This is a genomic window from Terriglobus aquaticus (assembly GCF_025685415.1).
In the GTDB taxonomy this organism is placed as follows: Bacteria; Acidobacteriota; Terriglobia; order Terriglobales; family Acidobacteriaceae; genus Terriglobus; species Terriglobus aquaticus.
In genome coordinates, this window is record NZ_JAGSYB010000001.1 from 1,262,407 (window position 1) to 1,283,160 (window position 20,754).

General features: G+C 59.5%; 8 protein-coding genes. 7 read left to right on the forward strand and 1 reads right to left on the reverse strand.

Annotated features, from left to right (window positions below):
• Nucleotides 1–6: 6 nt before the first annotated feature.
• The 7 genes from OHL12_RS05200 to OHL12_RS05230 all read left to right on the forward strand — a co-directional run bounded on the left by OHL12_RS05200 (nt 7) and on the right by OHL12_RS05230 (nt 19,322).
• Complete coding sequence (locus OHL12_RS05200) at nt 7–453, forward strand: DMT family transporter (RefSeq protein ID WP_263412766.1); 447 nt, start codon at nt 7–9, stop codon at nt 451–453.
• A 407-nt stretch (nt 454–860) separates the two neighbouring features.
• Complete coding sequence (bcsA, locus tag OHL12_RS05205; RefSeq protein ID WP_263412767.1) at nt 861–5,228, forward strand: UDP-forming cellulose synthase catalytic subunit; 4,368 nt, start codon at nt 861–863, stop codon at nt 5,226–5,228.
• Between the two features lie 459 nt (nt 5,229–5,687).
• Nucleotides 5,688–11,066 carry an Ig-like domain repeat protein gene (locus OHL12_RS05210; RefSeq protein ID WP_263412768.1) on the forward strand — a complete coding sequence of 1,793 codons (5,379 nt, stop codon included), beginning with the start codon at nt 5,688–5,690 and terminating at the stop codon, nt 11,064–11,066.
• The gene (locus tag OHL12_RS05215; RefSeq protein ID WP_263412769.1) at nt 11,063–11,704 is read left to right on the forward strand and encodes a hypothetical protein; all 642 of its coding nucleotides are present in this window, start codon (nt 11,063–11,065) and stop codon (nt 11,702–11,704) included. The genes OHL12_RS05210 and OHL12_RS05215 overlap by 4 nt, the downstream gene beginning before the upstream one ends.
• A 1,224-nt stretch (nt 11,705–12,928) precedes the next feature.
• A complete protein-coding gene (locus OHL12_RS05220; RefSeq protein WP_263412770.1) occupies nt 12,929–16,309 on the forward strand; it encodes a carboxypeptidase-like regulatory domain-containing protein in 3,381 nt (1,126 codons plus the stop codon).
• Nucleotides 16,310–16,401: 92 nt separating this feature from the next.
• On the forward strand, nt 16,402–17,616 hold the full coding sequence (locus OHL12_RS05225; RefSeq protein ID WP_263412771.1) for a tetratricopeptide repeat protein: 1,215 nt from the start codon (nt 16,402–16,404) through the stop codon (nt 17,614–17,616).
• Nucleotides 17,617–17,618: 2 nt separating this feature from the next.
• Nucleotides 17,619–19,322, forward strand: a complete 1,704-nt coding sequence (locus OHL12_RS05230) for a CRTAC1 family protein (protein WP_263412772.1) — start codon at nt 17,619–17,621, stop codon at nt 19,320–19,322.
• Between the two features lie 3 nt (nt 19,323–19,325).
• On the opposite strand, the gene OHL12_RS05235 is transcribed toward OHL12_RS05230, so the two are convergent.
• On the reverse strand, nt 19,326–20,750 hold the full coding sequence (locus tag OHL12_RS05235; RefSeq protein WP_263412773.1) for a glycoside hydrolase family 30 protein: 1,425 nt from the start codon (nt 20,748–20,750) through the stop codon (nt 19,326–19,328).
• Between the last annotated feature and the right edge of the window lie 4 nt (nt 20,751–20,754).

Below are 20,754 nucleotides of genomic sequence, written 5' to 3' on the forward strand. Positions count from 1 at the left end.
AAAACTATGAACGCTGGTTGGATCTTTCCTTTCATCATCCTCGGTGGCGCACTGCAGACCTGTGGCGCAGCCATGAACGGTCAATTGAACAAGTCGCTCGCGAATCCATATCTCGCTTCGACGGTCTCATTCCTCGTTATCACCTTCTTCTTTATGGCGCTTTTCTTTGCCGTTCCCCATCCGTTGCCCACAATCGCGAATTTGCGCGAAATGCCCTGGTGGGCGGTCTTTGGTGGATTAGTCGGTGCGGTGCAGGTATTTGCCGGTCTGACGCTCGTAAACAAAGTCGGAACGGGAAACTTCATGGCGCTGACAGTCTCGGCAGCGCTGATCACTTCGCTGGTCGTCGATCACTTCGGCTGGTTCAGGATGGACATCCATCCGATCACTTTGACGAAACTGGGCGGCGCAGTCTTGCTCATCACGGGAGTGGTCTTTATCACCCGCCGATAGTGACAAAGTTCATTTCTGTAGGGTTTGTACGCAGATTCAGAGTCCAGAGACGCGATACCACCTCATAGGCGCCGTAGGCCTCAACGATCCCGCCGCCGATGCCGGTTTCTCCTTGGGCATCACGGTCCCTAACGCCGCCGGCTTCGCCATGCATGGCATTTGTCCATTTGGACGGGGCCGAAGGACTCGTCAGGACAAGGGTCGCCTGACACCACCGGCCTTTGCATCGGACCCGCCATGCTGCTTCGACATCGCGAGACCGACTTCAATCAAGAAGTCCGGCCCTACGGGTGAGTGCCAAACCGGGTTTCTAGCTCGCTAAGCATCACGAAGGTGGTATTTCCAACCACCGTGCAGAGTTGAAAACCTCTTGTGGTATGCAACAACGTCCCTACGAGAGAGTCGAGATGCATCCAGCAAAAAGCGGTTTGCGCTTTTTGATCGTATGCATTTGTACCTTCTTCTTGTTTGAATTCGTCAGCTTATACCTGAGCTGGCCGAAACAAGCGGTGCTTGGCGGACTTACTGTGCTCGCGGCCATCACGCTCAACCAGCCTGGCAAGTCTCGCTTGCTGACTCTCACGCTCATGCTGCTTTCGATCGCCGTGACCCTGCGGTACGGATGGTGGCGAGCGCGCCTCGTGATCGGCTACTTCTCAGACGAGTCGAATCACCGTTTTTCGGTTGATGCGGTTCTGATGCTGATCCTGCTTTCAGCCGAGATCTACACCGTCTGCATCATGGTGCTCGGTTACATGCAGACGTGCCAACGGCTTCAGCGGCGCCCGGTTCCCCTGCCCCACGATGAGAGTCTTTGGCCCCATGTTGATGTTCTGATCCCGACCTATAACGAGCCCCTCTCCCTTGTCCGATACACCGCTCTTGCCGCGATCAACATCGACTACCCAACCGACAAACTGCATGTCTACATCCTGGATGATGGGACGCGCGAGGAGTTTCGCGCCTTCGCCGAAGAGGCGGGAGTCGGCTACGTGGTCCGCGAGAACCATGATCACGCAAAGGCCGGAAACATCAACCATGCTCTGAAGGGTCTTACTTCACCGCTGGTCTCCATCTTCGATTGCGACCACGTGCCGACACGGTCTTTTCTGCAACTCACCGTGGGCTGGTTCCTCGTGGAAAACAAGCTCGCGATGCTACAGACACCGCACTTCTTCTACTCGCCTGACCCATTTGAACGAAATCTGCAGCAATACAAGTCAATCCCGAATGAAGGGGAGCTCTTCTACGGAATCATCCAGGACGGCAACGACCTGTGGAATGCCACCTTCTTCTGTGGATCGTGCGCAGTCATCCGCCGATCGGCGCTGGACGAGGTAGGCGGCATTGCAACGGAGACGGTGACGGAGGATGCGCACACCTCCCTCCGCATGCAGAAGCGAGGTTGGAGCACAGGCTATATAAACATCGCCCAGGCTGCAGGACTGGCAACAGAAACGCTGGCGGGACACATTGGGCAGCGTGTGCGTTGGGCTCGCGGCATGATCCAGATTCTTCGCACAGAGAACCCGCTGCTGGCTCGCGGCATGAACTGGGCACAGCGGCTCTGCTACTTCAACGCCATGATGCACTTCATGTATGCCGTGCCGCGACTCATCTTCCTGCTCGCACCACTTGCTTACATGCTGGCCGGCCGTACCATCATCCCGGGCTATTGGCTTGCCATCCTGGCGTATGCGTTGCCTCACCTCATCATCTCGAACATGACCAACTCGCGAGTGCAGGGGGAACATCGCCATTCGTTCTGGAATGAGATCTACGAGACAGTTCTGGCGCCCTACATTCTGCTGCCCACCGTTCTGGCGTTCATCAATCCCAAGCTGGGTAAGTTCAACGTCACGGACAAGGGCACGACGCTCCAGGAGACTCGATTTGATCGGAAGGTTGCGGCACCAACCACGTGGTTATTGCTGCTGAACTTCGCGGGAGTGCTTGCGGCGCCCTATCGTTATCTGGTGCTTGACCCGGAACACCCAGGCGTCGTTCTCAGCAATCTGTTCTGGATTCTGTTCAACATCGTCATCCTGGGCGTTGCCGCCGCCGTTGCGCATGAGCAGAAGCAGCGGCGCGCTTCGGTACGCATCCCGCTGAAGGTGCGGGTACTCGGTAAGACAGCCGGCGGTGTCGCGCTACAGGGCGAAACCGAGGACATGTCCGTTGGCGGAGCCTCCATCCTGCTGACACCCGGTGCCCCACAGATGCAAGTGGGCGAAACATTCCAATTATCGTTTCCCGCGCAGACAGGTGCCTCCACGGTCACTACGACAGTCACCGACGTGGAAGGATTGCGCGTACGCGCGCAGTTTTCCAGTCTGTCCCTGGAGGAAGAAGAGACGTTGACGTGCGCTCTGTACTCCCGCGCGGATTCTTGGCTGTCTGTCCGGGAACGCGCCGAAGTCGATCGGCCGCTGGTGAGCTTCTGCCGGATCATGCGGCTCTCAGTCACTGGCCTGCATCAGGTGCTGCTTGGATTGCTACCGAGACGCAAGCGCAGGATCCCTGTGCCTGCGGCTGTCGCACGGACAGCGTCCATCCTGCTTTTCTGCCTGCTTACTCTGCTTTCCGCCCGTGCCAGCGCGCAGCACAATCCGCTGACCACACCGGCAAACAGCTTGCCTGTAACGACAACCCAAACGCCCGCGGCGGCGGCCTTCCGGCTTCGCTTCAAGGACATGGGTGTGACCGACGAGGTGGAGTTCCGAGGATCACGCGCCTACTATTCCCTTCACTTTGTGCTTCCGCATACATCGCTCCCGAAATCCGCTCAGATGTTTGTTGGGTACCGATTCAGTCCGAAAGTCAGCGGCTCCGTAGCGTCGATCCAAATTGCGCTGAACGGCACTCCACTGCAGACCCTTACGCCAGAAACGCCGTACCAAAAGACCGGTGCGTACCGGGTCACTCCCATTACGATCCCCGCCGAACTGCTCATTCGGGATAACGAACTCACCTTCCAGTTCAACGGCGGCACGGATTTCGAAGCTCCTGTGCAGGGCCGCCAGGCTGTTTCGGCCAGCCTTGCCGGCGCTTCCGAACTGGTCATCAGCAATGAGCCGTTGCAGTTCAAGCCGGACTTCGCCTTACTGCCGCTTCCTTTCTTCGACAGCGGTCTGCAGAACACCACCAATGTTCAGTTTGTGTTCCCCACACCGCCCGATAAGAAGACGCTACAGGCCGCCGGAGTTGTAGCCTCGTGGTTCGGCATCCTCGCCAGTGCCAAGCCGATACGATTTCACGTCGTCATTGGGGATCCACAGCCAGGAAATGCTGTCGTCTTCGTCAACCGGTCCAGCAAACGGGATCTGCTGCAGAATGACGTTCCTGGACCCTCGTTGCAACTGAGACCAAACTCTTCCGATCCCAATGGAACCATGCTGGTGGTAGCGGGAGACGACGGTGACCAACTGTTGAGTGCGGCTTGCGCGCTCTCGCTACGCAGTCAGCACGGCGACGACCTGAACGTACAGAGGATCGGCGACACGATTCGTTTGCGAGATTTCGATTTGCCCGCGCCGCGGAAAGTAGACGATGCACCACGTTGGCTACCTACCGGCAAGCTAGTGGATCTAGCAACGTCCAGTTCTCAAGGCAGCTTGAAGTCGGACGGGTCCAAGCCGGTTCCCCTCTACTTCCGGCTCCCTCCTGACCTTTACTACGGCGAGACCGAAAACCTGAATCTACAGCTGCGTTACAGCTACAACTCAGGTGCTATTGCAAGCGACGCTGCACTGAGAACGTACATCAACGGAGCGTTGATCAACGAGGCTCCACTGCCGGATGGCAGTGGAACCGTGCACCGTCAGCGACAGGCTCTGCTGCCAACAGCCAATCTTCGCCCGTTCACGAACACGTTGAATCTGAATTTTGACTTTGGGCCTCTCGGCGTAGGTTCCTCTGGGCAAACCAGGGCAGGCCTGCTGCAGAGCGCCTCGTTGGACTTGCGCGGGCTTGCACACTGGATTCAGTTGCCCAATCTGGAGCTGTTTGCAAACGCCGGCTTCCCGTTCACCCAGTATGCCGATCTCTCACACACGGTGGTCATGGTGCCTCGGAGTCCGACCGATGCGGAGGTGACGCTGTTCTTGGATATGCTAAGTCACTTCGGCCGGCAGACCGGGTACCCTGCGCTGCGTGTCGAAGTCGCGACCCCAGGTGACACCTTTCGGGAAGACCGCGACTACCTGATCCTCGGCTCCTATGGCACGCAATCCGCGTGGGCCACGTTGAACGAAAGCCTGCCCATTACACTCGGCGCTTCCGGGAACACACTCCAAACGGCAGACACCAACGTTAGTCGTGCGCTCCGGTGGTTCTACGGTCTGACTGGTACTACGCCTGCGGACCAGACGATTCAGCCGCACATCGATGAGGCAGACGCAATTATGGAAGGAATCGGTTCACCCGGCGCCCAGGGTCGATCGCTGGTCGTGGTCGCTCTCCGGAACTCTTCTGTCGAAGAAGCCTTCATGGACCGGTTTCTCGACCGCTCGCAGTCCAGCGAAATCTCCGGAACGGTCAGCTTGTTTAAAGGAACAAGGTTCCTGTCCTACGACCTGGATGTACCCCGTTATAACGTGGGCTCAATTACGCGGTATGCCGCGATGCGCGTGTGGCTGACCGAGCACTTCTGGGTTCTGCTTGGCGTGGTCGTTGGGTGCTCGCTGATGCTCGCGGGCTGGACGCGCGAGCACCTGGATTCGATCGCGACAGATCGGTTGCAATCAGAACATTCCGAGCCCCACGCTTTGGCATAGGAGCCGCTTCAGGAGAGAGCCGCAACGCGCTCGGCTGATTCCGGGTAGAGCGCTCTCGCTCTTTGGATCAGAGCCTTAGTTCCATACAGAAGTTGAGAGAACGTGCCACCTAAACCTGGTTCGGCGCTCTCGTTTTTGAAGCGCCCCCGGCCGAGACACCCTGCCTCGAATGTCGCAATCTGACGTGCCACAAAGCTGGGATTACAAACCCCAACCGTTCTTCGGATGATGAGTCGAGCGAGAACCATCTGCTCGACGCGGCGCTCTCGCGTGTCCGATTTGCAGTTCTTTTTGAGGAGTGATCCCCCTGTCATGCCTTGGCCAACAAAGTTGCTACGCAAGCTGATCCGGGAGGGCCTTAGCAGCTCCCGGAGATCGTTCCATCGGCTCACCGCTGCCATGTTCATCGTGTCGGCTTGCGCTCACACACAGGCCCAAACCATTCCTGGGCAAACTGCCGTGGGCACGACGCGAGCACCCTTTCCCGTGCAGGTCATGCTTGCACAGGGTGGTACGGTGGCCACGACGGCCGTCGTAACGGGCGGAGCGACGGGCCTGGACTTCACGCTTTCCGCAAACAGCTCTGCAGGCTACTGCAGTGCAACCACATATTCGCCAGGGCAAACCTGCCTGGTCGATGTGGTCTTCGCGCCGCGCTATCCGGGCATTCGCATGGGTGCCGTTGTGTTGCGGGATGGAAACAATCAGGTCATTGGCACGGCGCAGGTCTCCGCAGTCGCCACGGGTGCTCTTCCGGTGCTCTTCCCCGGACTTACATCGACGGTCGCTGGAAACGAAAACTTCCTGTACCAAAGTCCGGGCGTTAGCGACGGCATCCCGGCGGTCACAGCCCCGATCCAGTTGCCGAAAGGCGTGGCGATCGACGCGCTGGGGAATCTGTACATCTCCGATTATCTGAACTACCGCATCCGGAAAGTCACAGCGAACGCGGCCGGAACGCTGGATGCGAGCTCCATCATCACCACGGTCGCTGGCAACGGCAATCCAGGCTTCACCGGCGATGGTGGACCGGCGACCTCCGCCAGCATCGCTTCGCCGACAGGCTTGGCAATCGACGGAGCTGGCAACCTCTACTTCGCGGACACCAATAACGACGTGATCCGCAAGATCGACACCGCGGGAACCATCACCACTGTCGTGGGTCAGGCTCGTAGCGCGGGGTACACCGGCGACGGCGGGTCGCCTACGATGGCAACCCTCGATCACCCAGAGGGTGTGGCGATCGACTTGCAGGGCAACCTGCTCATTGCGGATACCCACAACAATGTGATCCGCATCGTCACTCTGGAGGCAGCCTCCCCCACGATCTCCACGTTGCAGACGAGCCAGCTAAATCTGCCCAGCCAGATTGCTGTTCGACCAGACGGTTCGCTGCTGGTTTCAAACACAGGCAGCAACCAAATTCTTTCGGTGCAATCCGGCGCCACAGCGACGGTGATTGCAGGTTCTGGTGTGCGTGGCTATGCCGGCGATGGCGGAGCAGCCACTGCCGCGCAACTCAATCAGCCAGTCGGAGTCGCGATCGATCCGGCGGGCAACATCTACATCGCCGACCAGGGAAACAACCGCCTCCGTGTGGTCAGTTCCACTAACCAGCAGATCTCAACGGCTGCGGGTACAGGTAGCGAAAGCTTCGCAGGCGATTGCTCAACAGATCAGACTCCGGCGCCGAACCTGTGCGGACCTCAAACGAATGCCTCGTTCAACGGTCCCTGGAGCGTGCAGTTCTCGCCCGGAGGCGACCTGTACCTGAGCGATCCGTTCCACAACCGCATACGTCGGTTCAGTGGGTCCAACGTCCTGGCGCGGTATGCCACCATTCGCAACCTCAAGATTTCGCCCCCGCAGACAATTACGGTACGGAACGTTGGCAACGCCCAACTTAGCCTTACAGCACCTACCTGCACCGACACCAAGATCGACGGCGCACCACCGGTGTGCGCCTACCCCGCTTCGGCTCCCGCGACGCTGGCGCCAAACGATGGCTTGTCCATTCCAGTGGACTACACGCCCAACGTACCCGGCCCCTTCCCATACAGCGGCACGGGCAGCATGCAGATCAACGTCGCCAGCGCCACACCGGTACTCTCGCCGCCTGTCATCAACGCTCAGGCGCAGGTGCTGGACGTGAACCCGACGACGACGACGCTCACTTCCGCGAGCAATCCGGGCCTGGTCAATACACCGATCCACTTTGTAGCAACGGTGAGCAACAACAACGCCGGAGCATTCAGCGGCAACGTAACTTTCACCGTCGATAACGCCACCATTTGCTCGTCCGTAGCGCTGAACGGCGTTACTGCGGCCTGCGACATCACCTTCACCAGCCTGGGGCATCATTCAGTTGTCGCGACCTACTCCGGTGATGCGCAGGATGCGGATTCAACGTCGGCTCCCGTGGATCAGGTGATCAAGCTCTCACTGGATTCGCACTCAGCAGTCGTGCCATCGCCCAATCCGCAAGTGGTCACGAACGCGGTGCAGTTCACCTTCACTGCAGTAGCTCCAAATGGCAGCCCGGCGCCAACTGGCACCGTCACCTTCAGCGAGGGCGGCACAGACCTGATCACGGTGGCTCTCTCCTCGGGTGTGGCGACGTATTCGACCACGACACTCTCCGTGGGCACGCACACTGTTGTCGCCAGCTATTCCGGCGACAGCACATACATGCCCTATCAGTCCACCGCGACTGAGACGATTACGACGGCATCGACCACGACCCTGCTCAGCACCAGCGCAACGCCTGTCTACTCCGGTCAGAGCGTGACGTTTACGGCAGTGGTGAACCCCACCATCACAACCACCCTCACCGGCACCGTCACCTTCATGGATGGCGCTACGGTCCTCGCCAGTTCTGTTCCCCTGAACGCGCAGAATCAGGCAGCCTTCACGACCACTGCCCTGTCGACTGGTTCTCATACCATTCGCGCGGTTTACAGCGGAGACGTGAACAACGCGACCAGCTCGAGCGTCCCTCTGTCCGAGCAGGTCGATCTGATCGGTACGAGTACGACGCTGCTCTCTTCTGCGAATCCGCTGCAGGCGGGCGCTGTCCTTCATCTCTCCGCACAGGTCACGATCGCCGCGGGCATGCCCGCTAATGGTCCCATCGCAGGCAGCGTTCTCTTCCGCGATGGCACGGCTGTGCTGTCCACCGTGCAGGTGGACGGCAACGGTTCAGCCACCCTGGACGTGAGCGCACTGTCCGTCGGCTCACATCTGCTGACCGCAACGTATAGCGGCAGCGCGCAGTATGCACAGAGCTCGGGAACCCTGACCCAGACGGTTCAGCAAACCGGCACCACCACGGTGGGTGCCGCACAGACGCCGGTCGCGCTGGCGGGTCTTCCGGTAACACTTACGGCCACAGTGACCAGCACAACGGGAACACCCACCGGCACTGTAACGTTTCAGGACGGTGGCACAACCATCGGAAGTTCTCCGCTGAATGCGCAGGGCCGCACCAGCTACACGACCAGCAATCTCCCCGCAGGTACGCACACCATCACAGCCGTTTACCAGGGAGACTCCAACTATACCCCGTCCACGTCGAACCCCTTCTCGCAGCAGATCAACAAGGCGGCACCGCAACTTACGTTGTCGGGCCCAGCCAGTGCTGTCAACGTAACCACTTCCGCCACGTACACCGTGGGCCTCACCACCCCGGGCGCCACGCCTACGGGAACCCTGACCTTGTACGACGGCACCAATGCGATCGGGTCGCAGCCGATCAGCGCTGCCGGCACGTTTACCTTTGCGACTAGCTCGCTGACCGTAGGTCAGCACAGCATCACTGTGAGCTATAACGGCGACCTGAACACGCAGAGTGCTGTGTCGAACGCGGCGCTCACCACCGTGCAACTCGCGCCCAGTACGGCAGTCCTGGTAACGAGTCAGAGCCCTGCGATCGTGGGCTCGTCCATAACACTCACAGCAACGGTCACGAGCGTCACGCCGAACGTAACCGGCAGCGTCCAAATCCAGGATGGCAACCAGATTCTTGGAAGTGTGCCGCTGGCGAACGGCGTCGCAGTCTTCAACACGAGCACCCTGCCCTTCGGTGTACACACGCTGTCCGCCATCTACAGTGGTGACGCGAACCACGCCACGGCAACCTCCACCAGCTTGCGGCAGGCAGTGATCTACCAGGCAGTGCTGGCGGTGACGGCAGCACCGAACCCCGCGTACACAGGTCAGGATGTGGTGCTCGCGGCGAACGTGGCCCCTGTGAACGGCACTGTACCTACGGGTACATTGACCTTTCAGGACGGCGGTGTGCTTCTCGGTTCGGTGCACCTGGATGCGAGCGGAGCAGCGGTCCTCCACAACTCCACACTTGCTGTTGGGAATCACGCAATCACGATCCTTTACAGCGGAGACGACAACTTCTCGAGTGGCAGCGCTGGGACTTCTCTCACCGTCCGCAATTCGTTGACGCAGACTTCTCTCCAGGCGAGCGCCAATCCCTCCACATACGGTGCGCCGCTCACCCTGTCGGCCGCTGTTACCAGTTCAGGAGGACCAGCGACAGGCACGGTGCGCTTCCTGGAAGGAACCAGCGTCGTTGGGGCAGCGACATTGGATGGAAGCGGCAATGCAAGCTTCCAAACGACCACTCTTATTCCGGGACCTCACTCGATCGTTGCTCAATACGTCGGAGACGGACGTGCCGGAGCATCCACATCGAACCCGATCAGCTTCCTGGTGAAGCAGCGGACAACGCTCGTCATCTCGGCTGATAACAATCCCGCTCTCACGTTGGATCGCATCGTTCTGCACGCTACGCTCGGCTACAACAACAGCTTCCCGGCCACGGGCAGCGTCACCTTCTTTGAAGGAGGTACGCCGCTTGGCACTGCGCAGTTGAACGCCAGTGGTGTCGCGACGGCTACCATCGCAGCGTTGCCGACCGGTACGCACTCCATCACCGCGTCTTATTCCGGGGACGACAGCGATTTCGCGGCGACCGCCGCCACCTTCTCTCAAAACGTGACGATACGGTCGACGATGACGCAACTCAGCGCATTCGCTTCCAACAAGGACGATCCGCAACAGATCACCTATATCGGAATCGTTCAGTCGCCAACACTGTCCAGCGTTGCTGGCCCAACTGGAACCATCTCGTTCTACCGCGGAACCACGTTGGTCAGCCTTGCTCAGTTGGATGCCAACGGGGTCACCCGCATCACGGTGGAGTTGCAGGCAAACACCTCGGCAACCCTAACCGCCGTGTACAGTGGCGACGCCAACTATGCTTCGTCTACATCGAATCCGTCAACTACCAACCCAGGTCCGCCGACACAGTTCCTGCTCAGCGTCAGCAACACGAATCTGAAACTGCAGAGCAGCCAACGACAGACCGTAACAGTCACAGTGGCATCAATCTCCGGATTCAACGACACGATGAATTTGGGCTGTGTCGGCCTGCCTTACGCGGCAACTTGCACCTTCGATAAACCAAGCATGAAGCTGGCTGCGGACGGCAGCGCCAGCATGAATCTTGTGATCGACACCGGCGATCCGCTCGGTGCAGGAGCGCAAGCCGCGGTCCATTCACCCGAGTTGTTCAGCCGGTCGAAGGCAGCCCTCTGTGGTCTGCCGCTCGCCGCCATGCTGCTGTGTGGCTTCCGGCGCAGAAGCGTTCACAAGCTGCTACTCCTCACGCTCGCAGCAGCCATCACCCTCGGTGCCGTGGGCTGCGGAGGTCTCAAGATCAACAGCACACCCGCTGGCAGCTATAGCTTCCAGGTGACCGCGATCGGGCAAGGGACGCGAGCGCAGGAGGCCGTGACGGTGACGCTCGCGGTGACACAATGAGCGCTTCGCGGCCGCAGCGGACCGCATATCTGAGAAGGATTCCGCGAACACTGGGAACGCTCGACGGATTACTGCGAACGTTAGCGTTCCTCGTCGTCTGCATGCTCGGCTCACGCACGGCAATGTCGCAGGCTCTGCCAACTGCGACCGGTCCTGGATCGAACATCACGCTCGGTGGAGCATTCTCGATCTACCAGGAGGACTACGGGAAGCAGTACCTCGGCGGAGCCTCCATCTACACCGACATCCATCCTTACTGGCGCTACGGCATTGAGGCCGAGGCGCGCTGGCTGAGACTCAACCAGTCCGAAGAAGTGACGGAATCGACGTATCTGGTCGGGCCGCGTGTCATCGTGAGTCCCCATGCGCGGGCGTTTGAGCCCTACGTGAAGATGCTCTTTGGTGCTGGCCGAATCTCGCTTCCCTTCCATTACGCCCAAGGTGGCTTTCTGGCCTATGCGCCAGGAGGCGGAGTCGATTACTCGCTGAATAACACCGTGAAGGTGCGTGTCATCGACTTCGAATATCAGCGCTGGCCGGACTTCCCCTACGGAGCTCTGAGTCCTTATGGAATCAGCTTCGGCATCAGCGTCAGACTCAATCCCATGCGCCTGCTACCTTCGGGCACTCACAGGTAAGCGGTCCGTGCGGCCAGCCCCACGGCCGCTCTCTTCGACACTCGGCTGTTGACTCGCTCCAGATGGGATTGCCCGCTTCTTCTGGCCGCAGCCTTCGTTAGCAAGATCATTCAAGTCAGTTACGGCCTGCGGAGGTGACCTAGGCACAATCCAGACACACCGGATCCCAACGACAAAGGCGAGCCACTCGGCTCGCCTCATCTGTGTCATGTTGAATGATTTGTTTTGGTGAGCTCTGGGGCTCGAACTCAGGACCAGCGCCTTAAAAGGGCTATTCGAAATCGTACTTCGGTGCACTCCGCTACACCTACTGAGATGAGTTTTCTCACTTTTCGCGCCTTTTTGTAAATTCTTTTCGCAGCTAAGCGATGCACAGGAGTGTAGACATAGCCGTGCAAAGTCGTCCCCAGTGGTGTCCCCTTCTACATGCCATCAACCTGCTGCCCGCGCTTTGAACGTCCCGCTGCAGGACCAGCAGATGTCCTCGCTTCCCTGTCTTAATGCGCGACTCGCGTCCAAGAGGTAGCATTGCGCTGCTCCTCTTCGAGGTGCACATACCGCATTCATGTTCAGTTGCGGTCGGAAGGTTCGGCATGCCCTTCCAGGCTTAAGGGCGAAGAGGTCGACGGTCCGATAACGCATCTTCCGTATAGCGCCTTATAGCCGCTCAACAGTGGCGTGAGATTCCCGCCAATCAGAGCTGTCAGGTTCTGCGAATGGGGGGCGGGGATGAGCGAGCGCGACTTTCGGCGTTAAGACGTTCTGAACGAGGTGCAGTCCGGCAGGCGGTCGGTGGGGCAGCGGCTTCTGTGTTGGGCATCAGCAAGCGGCAGGCGTACCAACTGCAGAGCCGGTTAGAGCAGCACGGCGGGTTCGGGCTGGTCACACGGGGCCAAACGTCGAACCGGAGCCATAACTCGCGCGTCGAAAGTTCGCGTTTGAGTCGGTAGAGACCGACCACGGCGATTCCGCGTCCTCACCTACTCGAAGCAGCAGACTGCACTTGTCCGGGCAAGGTGAAGGCTTCCTGGCGACACTCGATGATGCTGTTGAGAAGTTGCGTTTTCCATCGCAGCCTAGCTCGAACAACATGCCGACTTAGGACGTAGATCCCCGTTGCTTGACATTTCCCCAAATCGACAATATGGTTATCGCCGTTCCAAGTGAGAGCGATTAGACAACCGTTTGTCTTGCTCCGCTCGGGGGACACTGCTTCGGAGGCACATGAAAAACAACTACTTGGTCGCTACGCTGGGTGTCGCCGCCATCCTGCTTTCTCCCGCGGGTGCCGTAGCGCAAAGCGCGAACGCCGGCGATATCCGCGGAACCGCAACAGACGCATCGGGAGCTCTCTTACCTGACGTTACCGTGACCGTGACCAACACCGGTACCGGCGTAAGCAAGACCCTGACAACGAACAAGGACGGTCTGTACGACACCGGTCCGATCGTTACCGGCAATTACAGCGTCACCTTCATCAAGGACGGCTTCTCCAGCCTGAACCGCACCGGGTTGAATCTGGACGTCTCTACGATCACAGTGGATGGCAAGCTCACCGTCGGTTCGACCAGCGACACCGTCAACGTGAACACGGATGTGGCCCTGATCCAGACGGAAACCGGCGAACAGTCCGCAACGTTGTCATTCCAATCGATGAACCAGTTGCCCAACGTTGGCGGAAACGGTCCTAGCTGGGAGAATTTCACAACACTGATCGCCGGCGCTGCCGCTACACCATCCGCCCCACTCGGCAACTCACCTGGGCAGTCGGTTTCAGTAAATGGCAATCTGCCGTACAGCTCCATTCTCTCGGACGGCGCGGAGTCCACGCTGCCCAGCTCCGCCAATGCAGACGTCTACGTCTTCGAAACGGTCCAGGAGGTCAAGGTAAGCACGTCGGCCTTCTCCGCGCAGTACGGCGTGGGTGGCATCCTCTTCAACCAGATCAGCAAGGGCGGCACCAATCGCTTTCATGGCTCGGCGTATGAATACAACCAGAACGACGCATACAACGCCCGCCCGTACAGCTTCACCAGCGTCCCTAATGCCAAGAATCGCGTCCGCTTCAACAACTTTGGCGGCTCCATCGGCGGTCCAATTTTGAAGGATCGTGCCTTCTTCTACTTCAACTACGACCAGATCAACAACAACTCCGCGGTGAACGCGCTATCGTCGGTGCCCACCCTGGCGCAGCGCGCCGGCGACTTCTCTGCCCAGTTGATCCCGGGCATCACGTGCGCCCCCACCACGGCAGGCGGAAACAGCAGTCCGGGTTGCATATATGACCCGAACAGCACAACCGTCGTGAACGGCGCGATCACGCGGACACCGTTTTTGAACAACCAGATCCCGACCGGTCGCTTCGACAAGGTAGCCGCAGCCATCCAGGCGTTCTTCCCTGCCCCCAACCGTCCAGGCACGGTGCAGACTGCATCGTTCGCGAATGGAAAGTACACGCCCGGCTTCACCAGCAACAACTACTACTACCAAGGCACCCAGTCGAACCCTTACAAAAAGTACTTCGGCCGCCTCGACTTCAACCTGAGCGATAAGAATCGCCTTACCGCAACCGTAGCGAAGCGCGACAATCCTGCCTTCTTCATTGGCCAAGACATCTGCCCCATCAACTGCTACGCTGGCGACGTCGACAGCACCAATGCGCAGATCACCGATGTTCATAGCTTCAGCAGCAACTTCATTAACGAACTGCGTCTGGGCTACACCAACCAACTGAACTTCTTCGTTGGCCAGAGCTTCGGTGGTGGCTACCCCAGCAAGCTTGGCTTCCAATTTGCCAAGGCTGACGGTTTCCCGCAGATCAACTACAACAGCGGTTTGCTTGGACTTGGGCCCGGCATTAACGCCATCTACAAGGAGCACGTCTTCGATCCCTCCGACGTGGTCACGTTGATCCGGGGTCGCCACATACTGCACTTCGGCGGCGAGTTCCTGATCAACGAAGACAACTCAACGGCCTGGGGCAATCTGAACCCCGGAACCTTCGGCTTCACGGGCGACTACACCAAAGGCTCGCTCAACGACAAGAATTCCGGTCTGGACTATGCCGACTTCCTTCTGGGTACGGCGCATGACTGGAGCGCTCAGGTGCAACCGGAGTACGCCGGTCGGCAGAAGACGCCTCAGGTCTTTGTGCAGGACGATTGGAAGGTCCGGCCGAACCTGACACTGAACCTCGGCCTGCGCTACCAGGTGCAGCTCGGCTGGAAGGATGCGAAGAACGACCAGGCGACGTTCGATCCATCCATCACCAATCCCGCAACCAACACGCCCGGTGCCATCTGGTTCGCCGCAAACAAGACCAACGGACGCACCGCTCTGCAGCAGAACAAGTACGACATCGTTCTGCCTCGCGTGGGCTTTGCCTACACCGTGCGTCCTGACCTGGTCATGCGCGGTGGCGTTGGCCTGTACTCCTATAACTGGAGCCTGGATCAGTACGGCCAGGGTCAGGGCCAAGCAATCCTATCAAGCGGCAACGCCTCCGACAGCACGAATGGCACGGCATACGTGACAACGCTCGCTGGCAATGGATCGAATCTTCCCTTTGCCCTGCAAAGCACGGACCCGGCAAGCAAGAATGGGCAGAGCTTCAACTACGTCCCATACAACACGCCGGTCGCACGGTCGTTGCAGTACAACTTCGGCTTTGAAAAGCAGTTCGGCGCCGACATGGCCGTTCAGATCGCGTACGTCGGCAACAAGAGCTATAACCTTGTCTTTCCGTCCGGAATCAACCAGCTCACACAGGCCGGGTTGCAGCAGGCGAAGGCAAACCCAAGCCGGGCGCAGTCGTTTCGGCCGTTCCCGCAGTATCAATCTCTGAGTGGGTACCAGACCGGCGCTAATTCCAACTACAACTCGCTTCAGGTCTCCATTACGAAGCGCTTCTCGCACGGCTTCAGCTTTGACACGAACTATGTCTGGTCCAAGTTCCTGGACGATATCGACTCTTCGGGCTGGGGTAGCCGTGCGGGTACGCTGCAGTACCAGGACCCATACAACTTCCACGCCAACTACGGGCCGTCTAACTTCGACATCCGCAATGCGTGGAAAGGCAGTGTGATCTACCAGCTTCCCTTTGGCCTGAACCAGCAGTTCCTGAACCACAATCGGTTCGCGGACGCGGTGATCGGTGGATGGCGCGTGTCGAGCACCTTCCAACTGCAGGACGGGAACCCATTTACACCGACCATCAACTCGCAACAGACCAGCGACTTCGCACTGTCGGGCGGCTCCAACTTCCGTCTGCGTCCGAACCTGGTCGGCAATCCCAATCCTGCCCACCGTACCCTGCTTCAGTACTTTGACACCAACGCTTACGAGCAACCCGCTCCCTACACCTACGGTAACGTGCACCGTAATAGCCTCTACGGTCCTGGCTATGAGAGCTTCAATGCTTCCATCGGCAAAACCTTCCACTACACCGAAACCATCGGCCTCTCCATACGTGCCGACGTCAACAACATCCTGAACCATCCCACCTTCGGTGTGCCCAACACGGACCTAACCAACGGCGGTGGCCAGATCACTTCCACCAGCAACGCCGCACGCAACATGCAGTTGAGCGCGCGCTTCGCATTCTAGTGATCGCTGCTAAATGGGCGGAGGCGGGCCGACTTGGCCGCCTCCGCTTTCTTGTTCCGTCTAAACTGTTGCGAGAGGACTTGATGTACCGTATGCGTCCATCGCGAGTTGCGTCTCAGCGCCTCGTGCTTGCTGCTGCATTGTGGACCTGCAGTGCGCACGGACAAGCGGCAGCAGGCATCGCCACCTCATCGGCCCAGCAGCACCTGCAACAGGCTCACGCATTCCTCGCACAGAAGCAACCTGCAAAGGCCATCCCGGAGTTCCAGGCTGTCCTGCAAGTAGATCCGAACAACGCCGACGCTGTCGGCAACCTTGGCGTGCTCCTATACTTTGTCGGTGACTACGCCCATGCCGAACCGTTGCTCGAGCGCACGGTCGCAACGCAGCCCGTGCCAAAGCTGAAAGGGCTGCTCGGTCTGGCGCAGCGCCGCAGCGGTCAGCCCGAAGCCGCGCGCGCAACGCTCACGCAGGCCTTCCCCGCCCTGCTCCAAGGCCAGGATGCCTTTGTGCGCGAAGTCGGTCTGGAGCTTGTCGAACTCGACTCTGCCGCTGGAGACCTGCCAGCAGCAGCAGCCGTGATCGCGCAGTTGAAGGCCAGGCTGCCCGCGGATGCCGGTGTGCTCTACGCCGCTTATCGCGTCAATACCGACCTGGCAAACGAGGCCATGCTGCAGCTCTCGCTGGTCGCGCCAAGCTCGGCAGAGATGCATCGTGCCATGGCACATGAACTCTCACGCGAACGCGACCTCAAAGGCGCCATCACCAACTATCGTGCTGCCATGGCTGCCGACCCGAAGATGACCGGCCTGCACTTCGAACTGGCAGAGGTCTTACGCCAGTCGCCCGAACCGGAGCTGAAGGCCGAAGCCGAACAGCAGTATCAGCTTGCCGTAAAAGCCGACCCTTCCAACGCACAGGCACTAACGCGGTTGGGAGACTATGCTGCGGACCGGAGCGAGCACGATAGCGCAATTACGTACTATCGCTCTGCCCTGAAACTCGCACCGCAGGACTCCAACGCAAACGTCGGTTTAGCGCATGAGCTGGTCGAGACAAACCATCCCGACGAGGCTCTCGCCCTGCTGCTGAACGCCGAAAAGGCAGACCCCACTGACACCCTGGTGCACTTCCGCCTCGCTGCTCTGTACCGCCGCCTCAAGCGTCCGGACGACGCGCATCGCGAGGTCGCCGACTACGAACGCTACAAGGCCATGAAGGATAAGCTGCACGCGGTCTATAAAGAGATGCGGGTAAACGCGCCGGGCCGCGGATCGGAAGACCAGACGCAGGGAGCCAAGCCGTAGCCATGCGCTTCGCCTCCAGGCTTCAAGCCGCGCTCTGCCTGGCGGCCATGCTGCTGCTCACTGCGCAAGCGCAGTCGCCCACCGCACCAGTACTCGTGGACGTCACAGCCTCTACCGGCATCCACTTTTCCCATCTGTCCAGCCCAGAGCAGGCCTACATCGTCGAGTCCATGAGTGGCGGTGTTGCCGTACTGGACTACGACGGCGACGGCTGGCTCGATATCTACTTCACCAACGCGCCAAGCGTTGCGATGGCACTGAAAGGCGAGCGAGCCAGGAGCGTTCTCTACCGCAACAATCATGACGGCACCTTTACCGACGTGACCGACAAAGCCGGTGTAGGCTACCCGTGCTGGGCCATGGGTGCCGCCGTGGCAGACTACGACAACGACGGCAAACCGGACCTGGTCGTCAGTTGCTTTGGCGGGATAGTGCTCTACCACAATCGCGGTGACGGAACCTTTGAGAACGTGACCGCGAAGAGCGGCCTTGGCAAAGACCAGGGGTGGGCCACCGGTGTTTCGTTTGGCGATTACAACGGCGATGGCTGGCCCGACCTGTTCGTTCCGCACTACGTCGATCTCGATCTGCACGACCTCCCAAAGTTCGGCTCCGAGCGTACCTGCCAGTACCATGGCGTCGCCGTGCAATGTGGTCCGCGCGGGCTAAAGGGCTCGCCCGACACGCTCTATCGCAACAACCGCGACGGCACCTTTACCGAAGTCGCCGAGCAGGCTGGCGTAAGCGATCCTAAACACTTCTTCGGCCTAGGGTCTCTGTGGACCGACTTCGACACTGATGGCAAGCTCGACCTGTTCGTGGCCAACGATGGTCAACCGAATTACCTGTACCACAATCAGGGCGATGGCCACTTCAAAGAAGTCGCGCTGGATGCAGGCGTGGCGCTGAGTGAGAACGGAGTCGAACAGGCGAACATGGGCATTGCCGCGGCAGACACTCGCGGCAACGGCCGCGTCGATGTCGCGGTCAGTCACTTCAGCGACGAATACATGACGCTCTACCGCAACGAGGGTTCGCTCAACTTCACCGAGGCAGCTCATTCCACCGGAATCGCTCATGCCACAGAGAAGTACGTCGGCTGGGGCACGGCATTCGTCGACCTGCAGAATCGTGGCATTCTCGATCTGTTGCTAGTGAACGGGCACGTGTATCCGCAGGTAGAGCAGATCGCTCAGGGCATTCACTACAAAGAGCCGGGCATCATCTTCCAAGGCATGCCGGATGGAACCTTTCGCGATGCGACTGCGACACTGGGACCTACCTTCGGCGCTCCGCAGGTAAGCCGCGGCCTGGCCGTTGGCGACCTGTTTCATCGCGGAGGTGTCGAGGTTGTCGTGGAGAACCTGGAAGGTGGGCCGCACATTTTCAGCACCCGGCCGAACCCGGCCAACCACTGGCTCAGCCTCCAGCTCGAAGGCGACACAACCAACGTGAGCGCGCTCAATGTGCGTGTGCGCGTCACGGCCAACGGCCGCACCCAAACGCTGGAGCCGCGCTCCGGTGGCAGCTATCTCTCGCAGAGCGATCTGCGGCTGCACGTCGGCCTTGGCGCTGCAACCACCGCCGATGTCGAGGTGCTTTGGCCGGGAGCGCCGCAGGTTTTCCACGCCGTCAAAGCCGACACCTTCTACCGCCTCCATCAGGGCAGGCAGTTGGTCGTGCAGCAGTTCGCTCCAGCCAAGTAGTTGCTACCAGACGTAGGTCGCCACGGCACCGGCTGGCAGCGTCGTCTGCGCCTGCTTGCCACAATTGCGAATGGCGAAGTGCGCCTCATCCGCCGTGGTGTTACTCACAATCAGAACTCGATTACCACTCGGCGTTACAAACGCGACGTGCGGCAGCGTGCCGGGTGAAGCGGAACTCACTCGCACAGACCCCGGCGGAACAAATTCCGACGCATGCGCCGCCGTGTAATAGGCCTCGTGCCGCGTCACGGTATCGCCGTCCAGCGTCATCGCACCCACACAGATCGGACAGCCACCGTCACTCGTATGCGGACCGTTCTGTGGGTCAGCTGCCAGGTTCCACAACAGCACATTGCGGCTCCAGTTCTCAGGCGCGCCGATAATCAGCCGAGCTACCGGCTCCGCAATGGCAAGCTCAGGGTGACCCCGCTTCGGGATGACCATCTGCTCCGTAAAGTACAGGTTCTTGTTGGGGAACGCGTCATGCACCTGCGACATCGCATCGACCGTGCCCAGGTACAGGTGGAATCCCGTCCCATCGGTATACCGGTACGCCTCAGGATCCTTCAAGAGATCGATACCGTACTCCGGATGATCGCAGTTGTGATCGAAATCGATGATCTTGGTCCTGAGGCCGGAGCGTGCGATGGCAGGCCCAAGATGTTTCCCGATGAACTCGGCCTCCTCGGCTGAGGTCACAATCATGCTCGGCGTGTTCTTCGGATTCTCCGGTTCATTCTGGGGCGTGATCGCGTTAATGGTAATGCCATGCCGCTGCATCGCCTGCACGTAGTCCACCAGGTAATGCGCATAGACCTCGTAGAACTGCGGCTGCAAACTGCCGCCCTTCACCGCACCGTTGTCTTTCATCCATGCGGGTGCCGTCCACGGCGAAGCGACGATGTGGAGATGCGGCTGGATGACGAGGATCTCCCGCAGAACCGGAATCACATCCTTCTCATCCTCCGCCACCGAGAAGTGCTGCAGCTCCGCGTCGGTCTGACCTGCAGGCATATCATCGTACGTGTAGACATGGTCATTCATGTCAGACGCGCCGATGGACACCCGCACGTAGCTAGTGCCGATACCGCCCTTCGCGTCGAACAGTTCGTGCAACAGCGCCGAGCGCTTCGCGGCCGACATTTTCATCAGCAGCTGCGCTGATCCACCGGTCAAGGCGTGGCCAAAGCCGTCCATTGTCTGAAAGCGCTTCGTATCATCTACGACAATTGCGTCGCTCGCTATCACGTCTGCCTTCTTCCATCTGAGGACAGGCTTGCGGGCCAGCAGATTTGCGCGATCGGGAGTCGTCAGCCAAATCCCGGCCGCCTTCTTTGACTGTGCGGGTGCGACCGCCGGAAGGTACAAGGCTGTGATGGCAAGGCTACCCGCAACCGCGGATCGAAGGGTGTGGGACCACTGCTTCATAGGT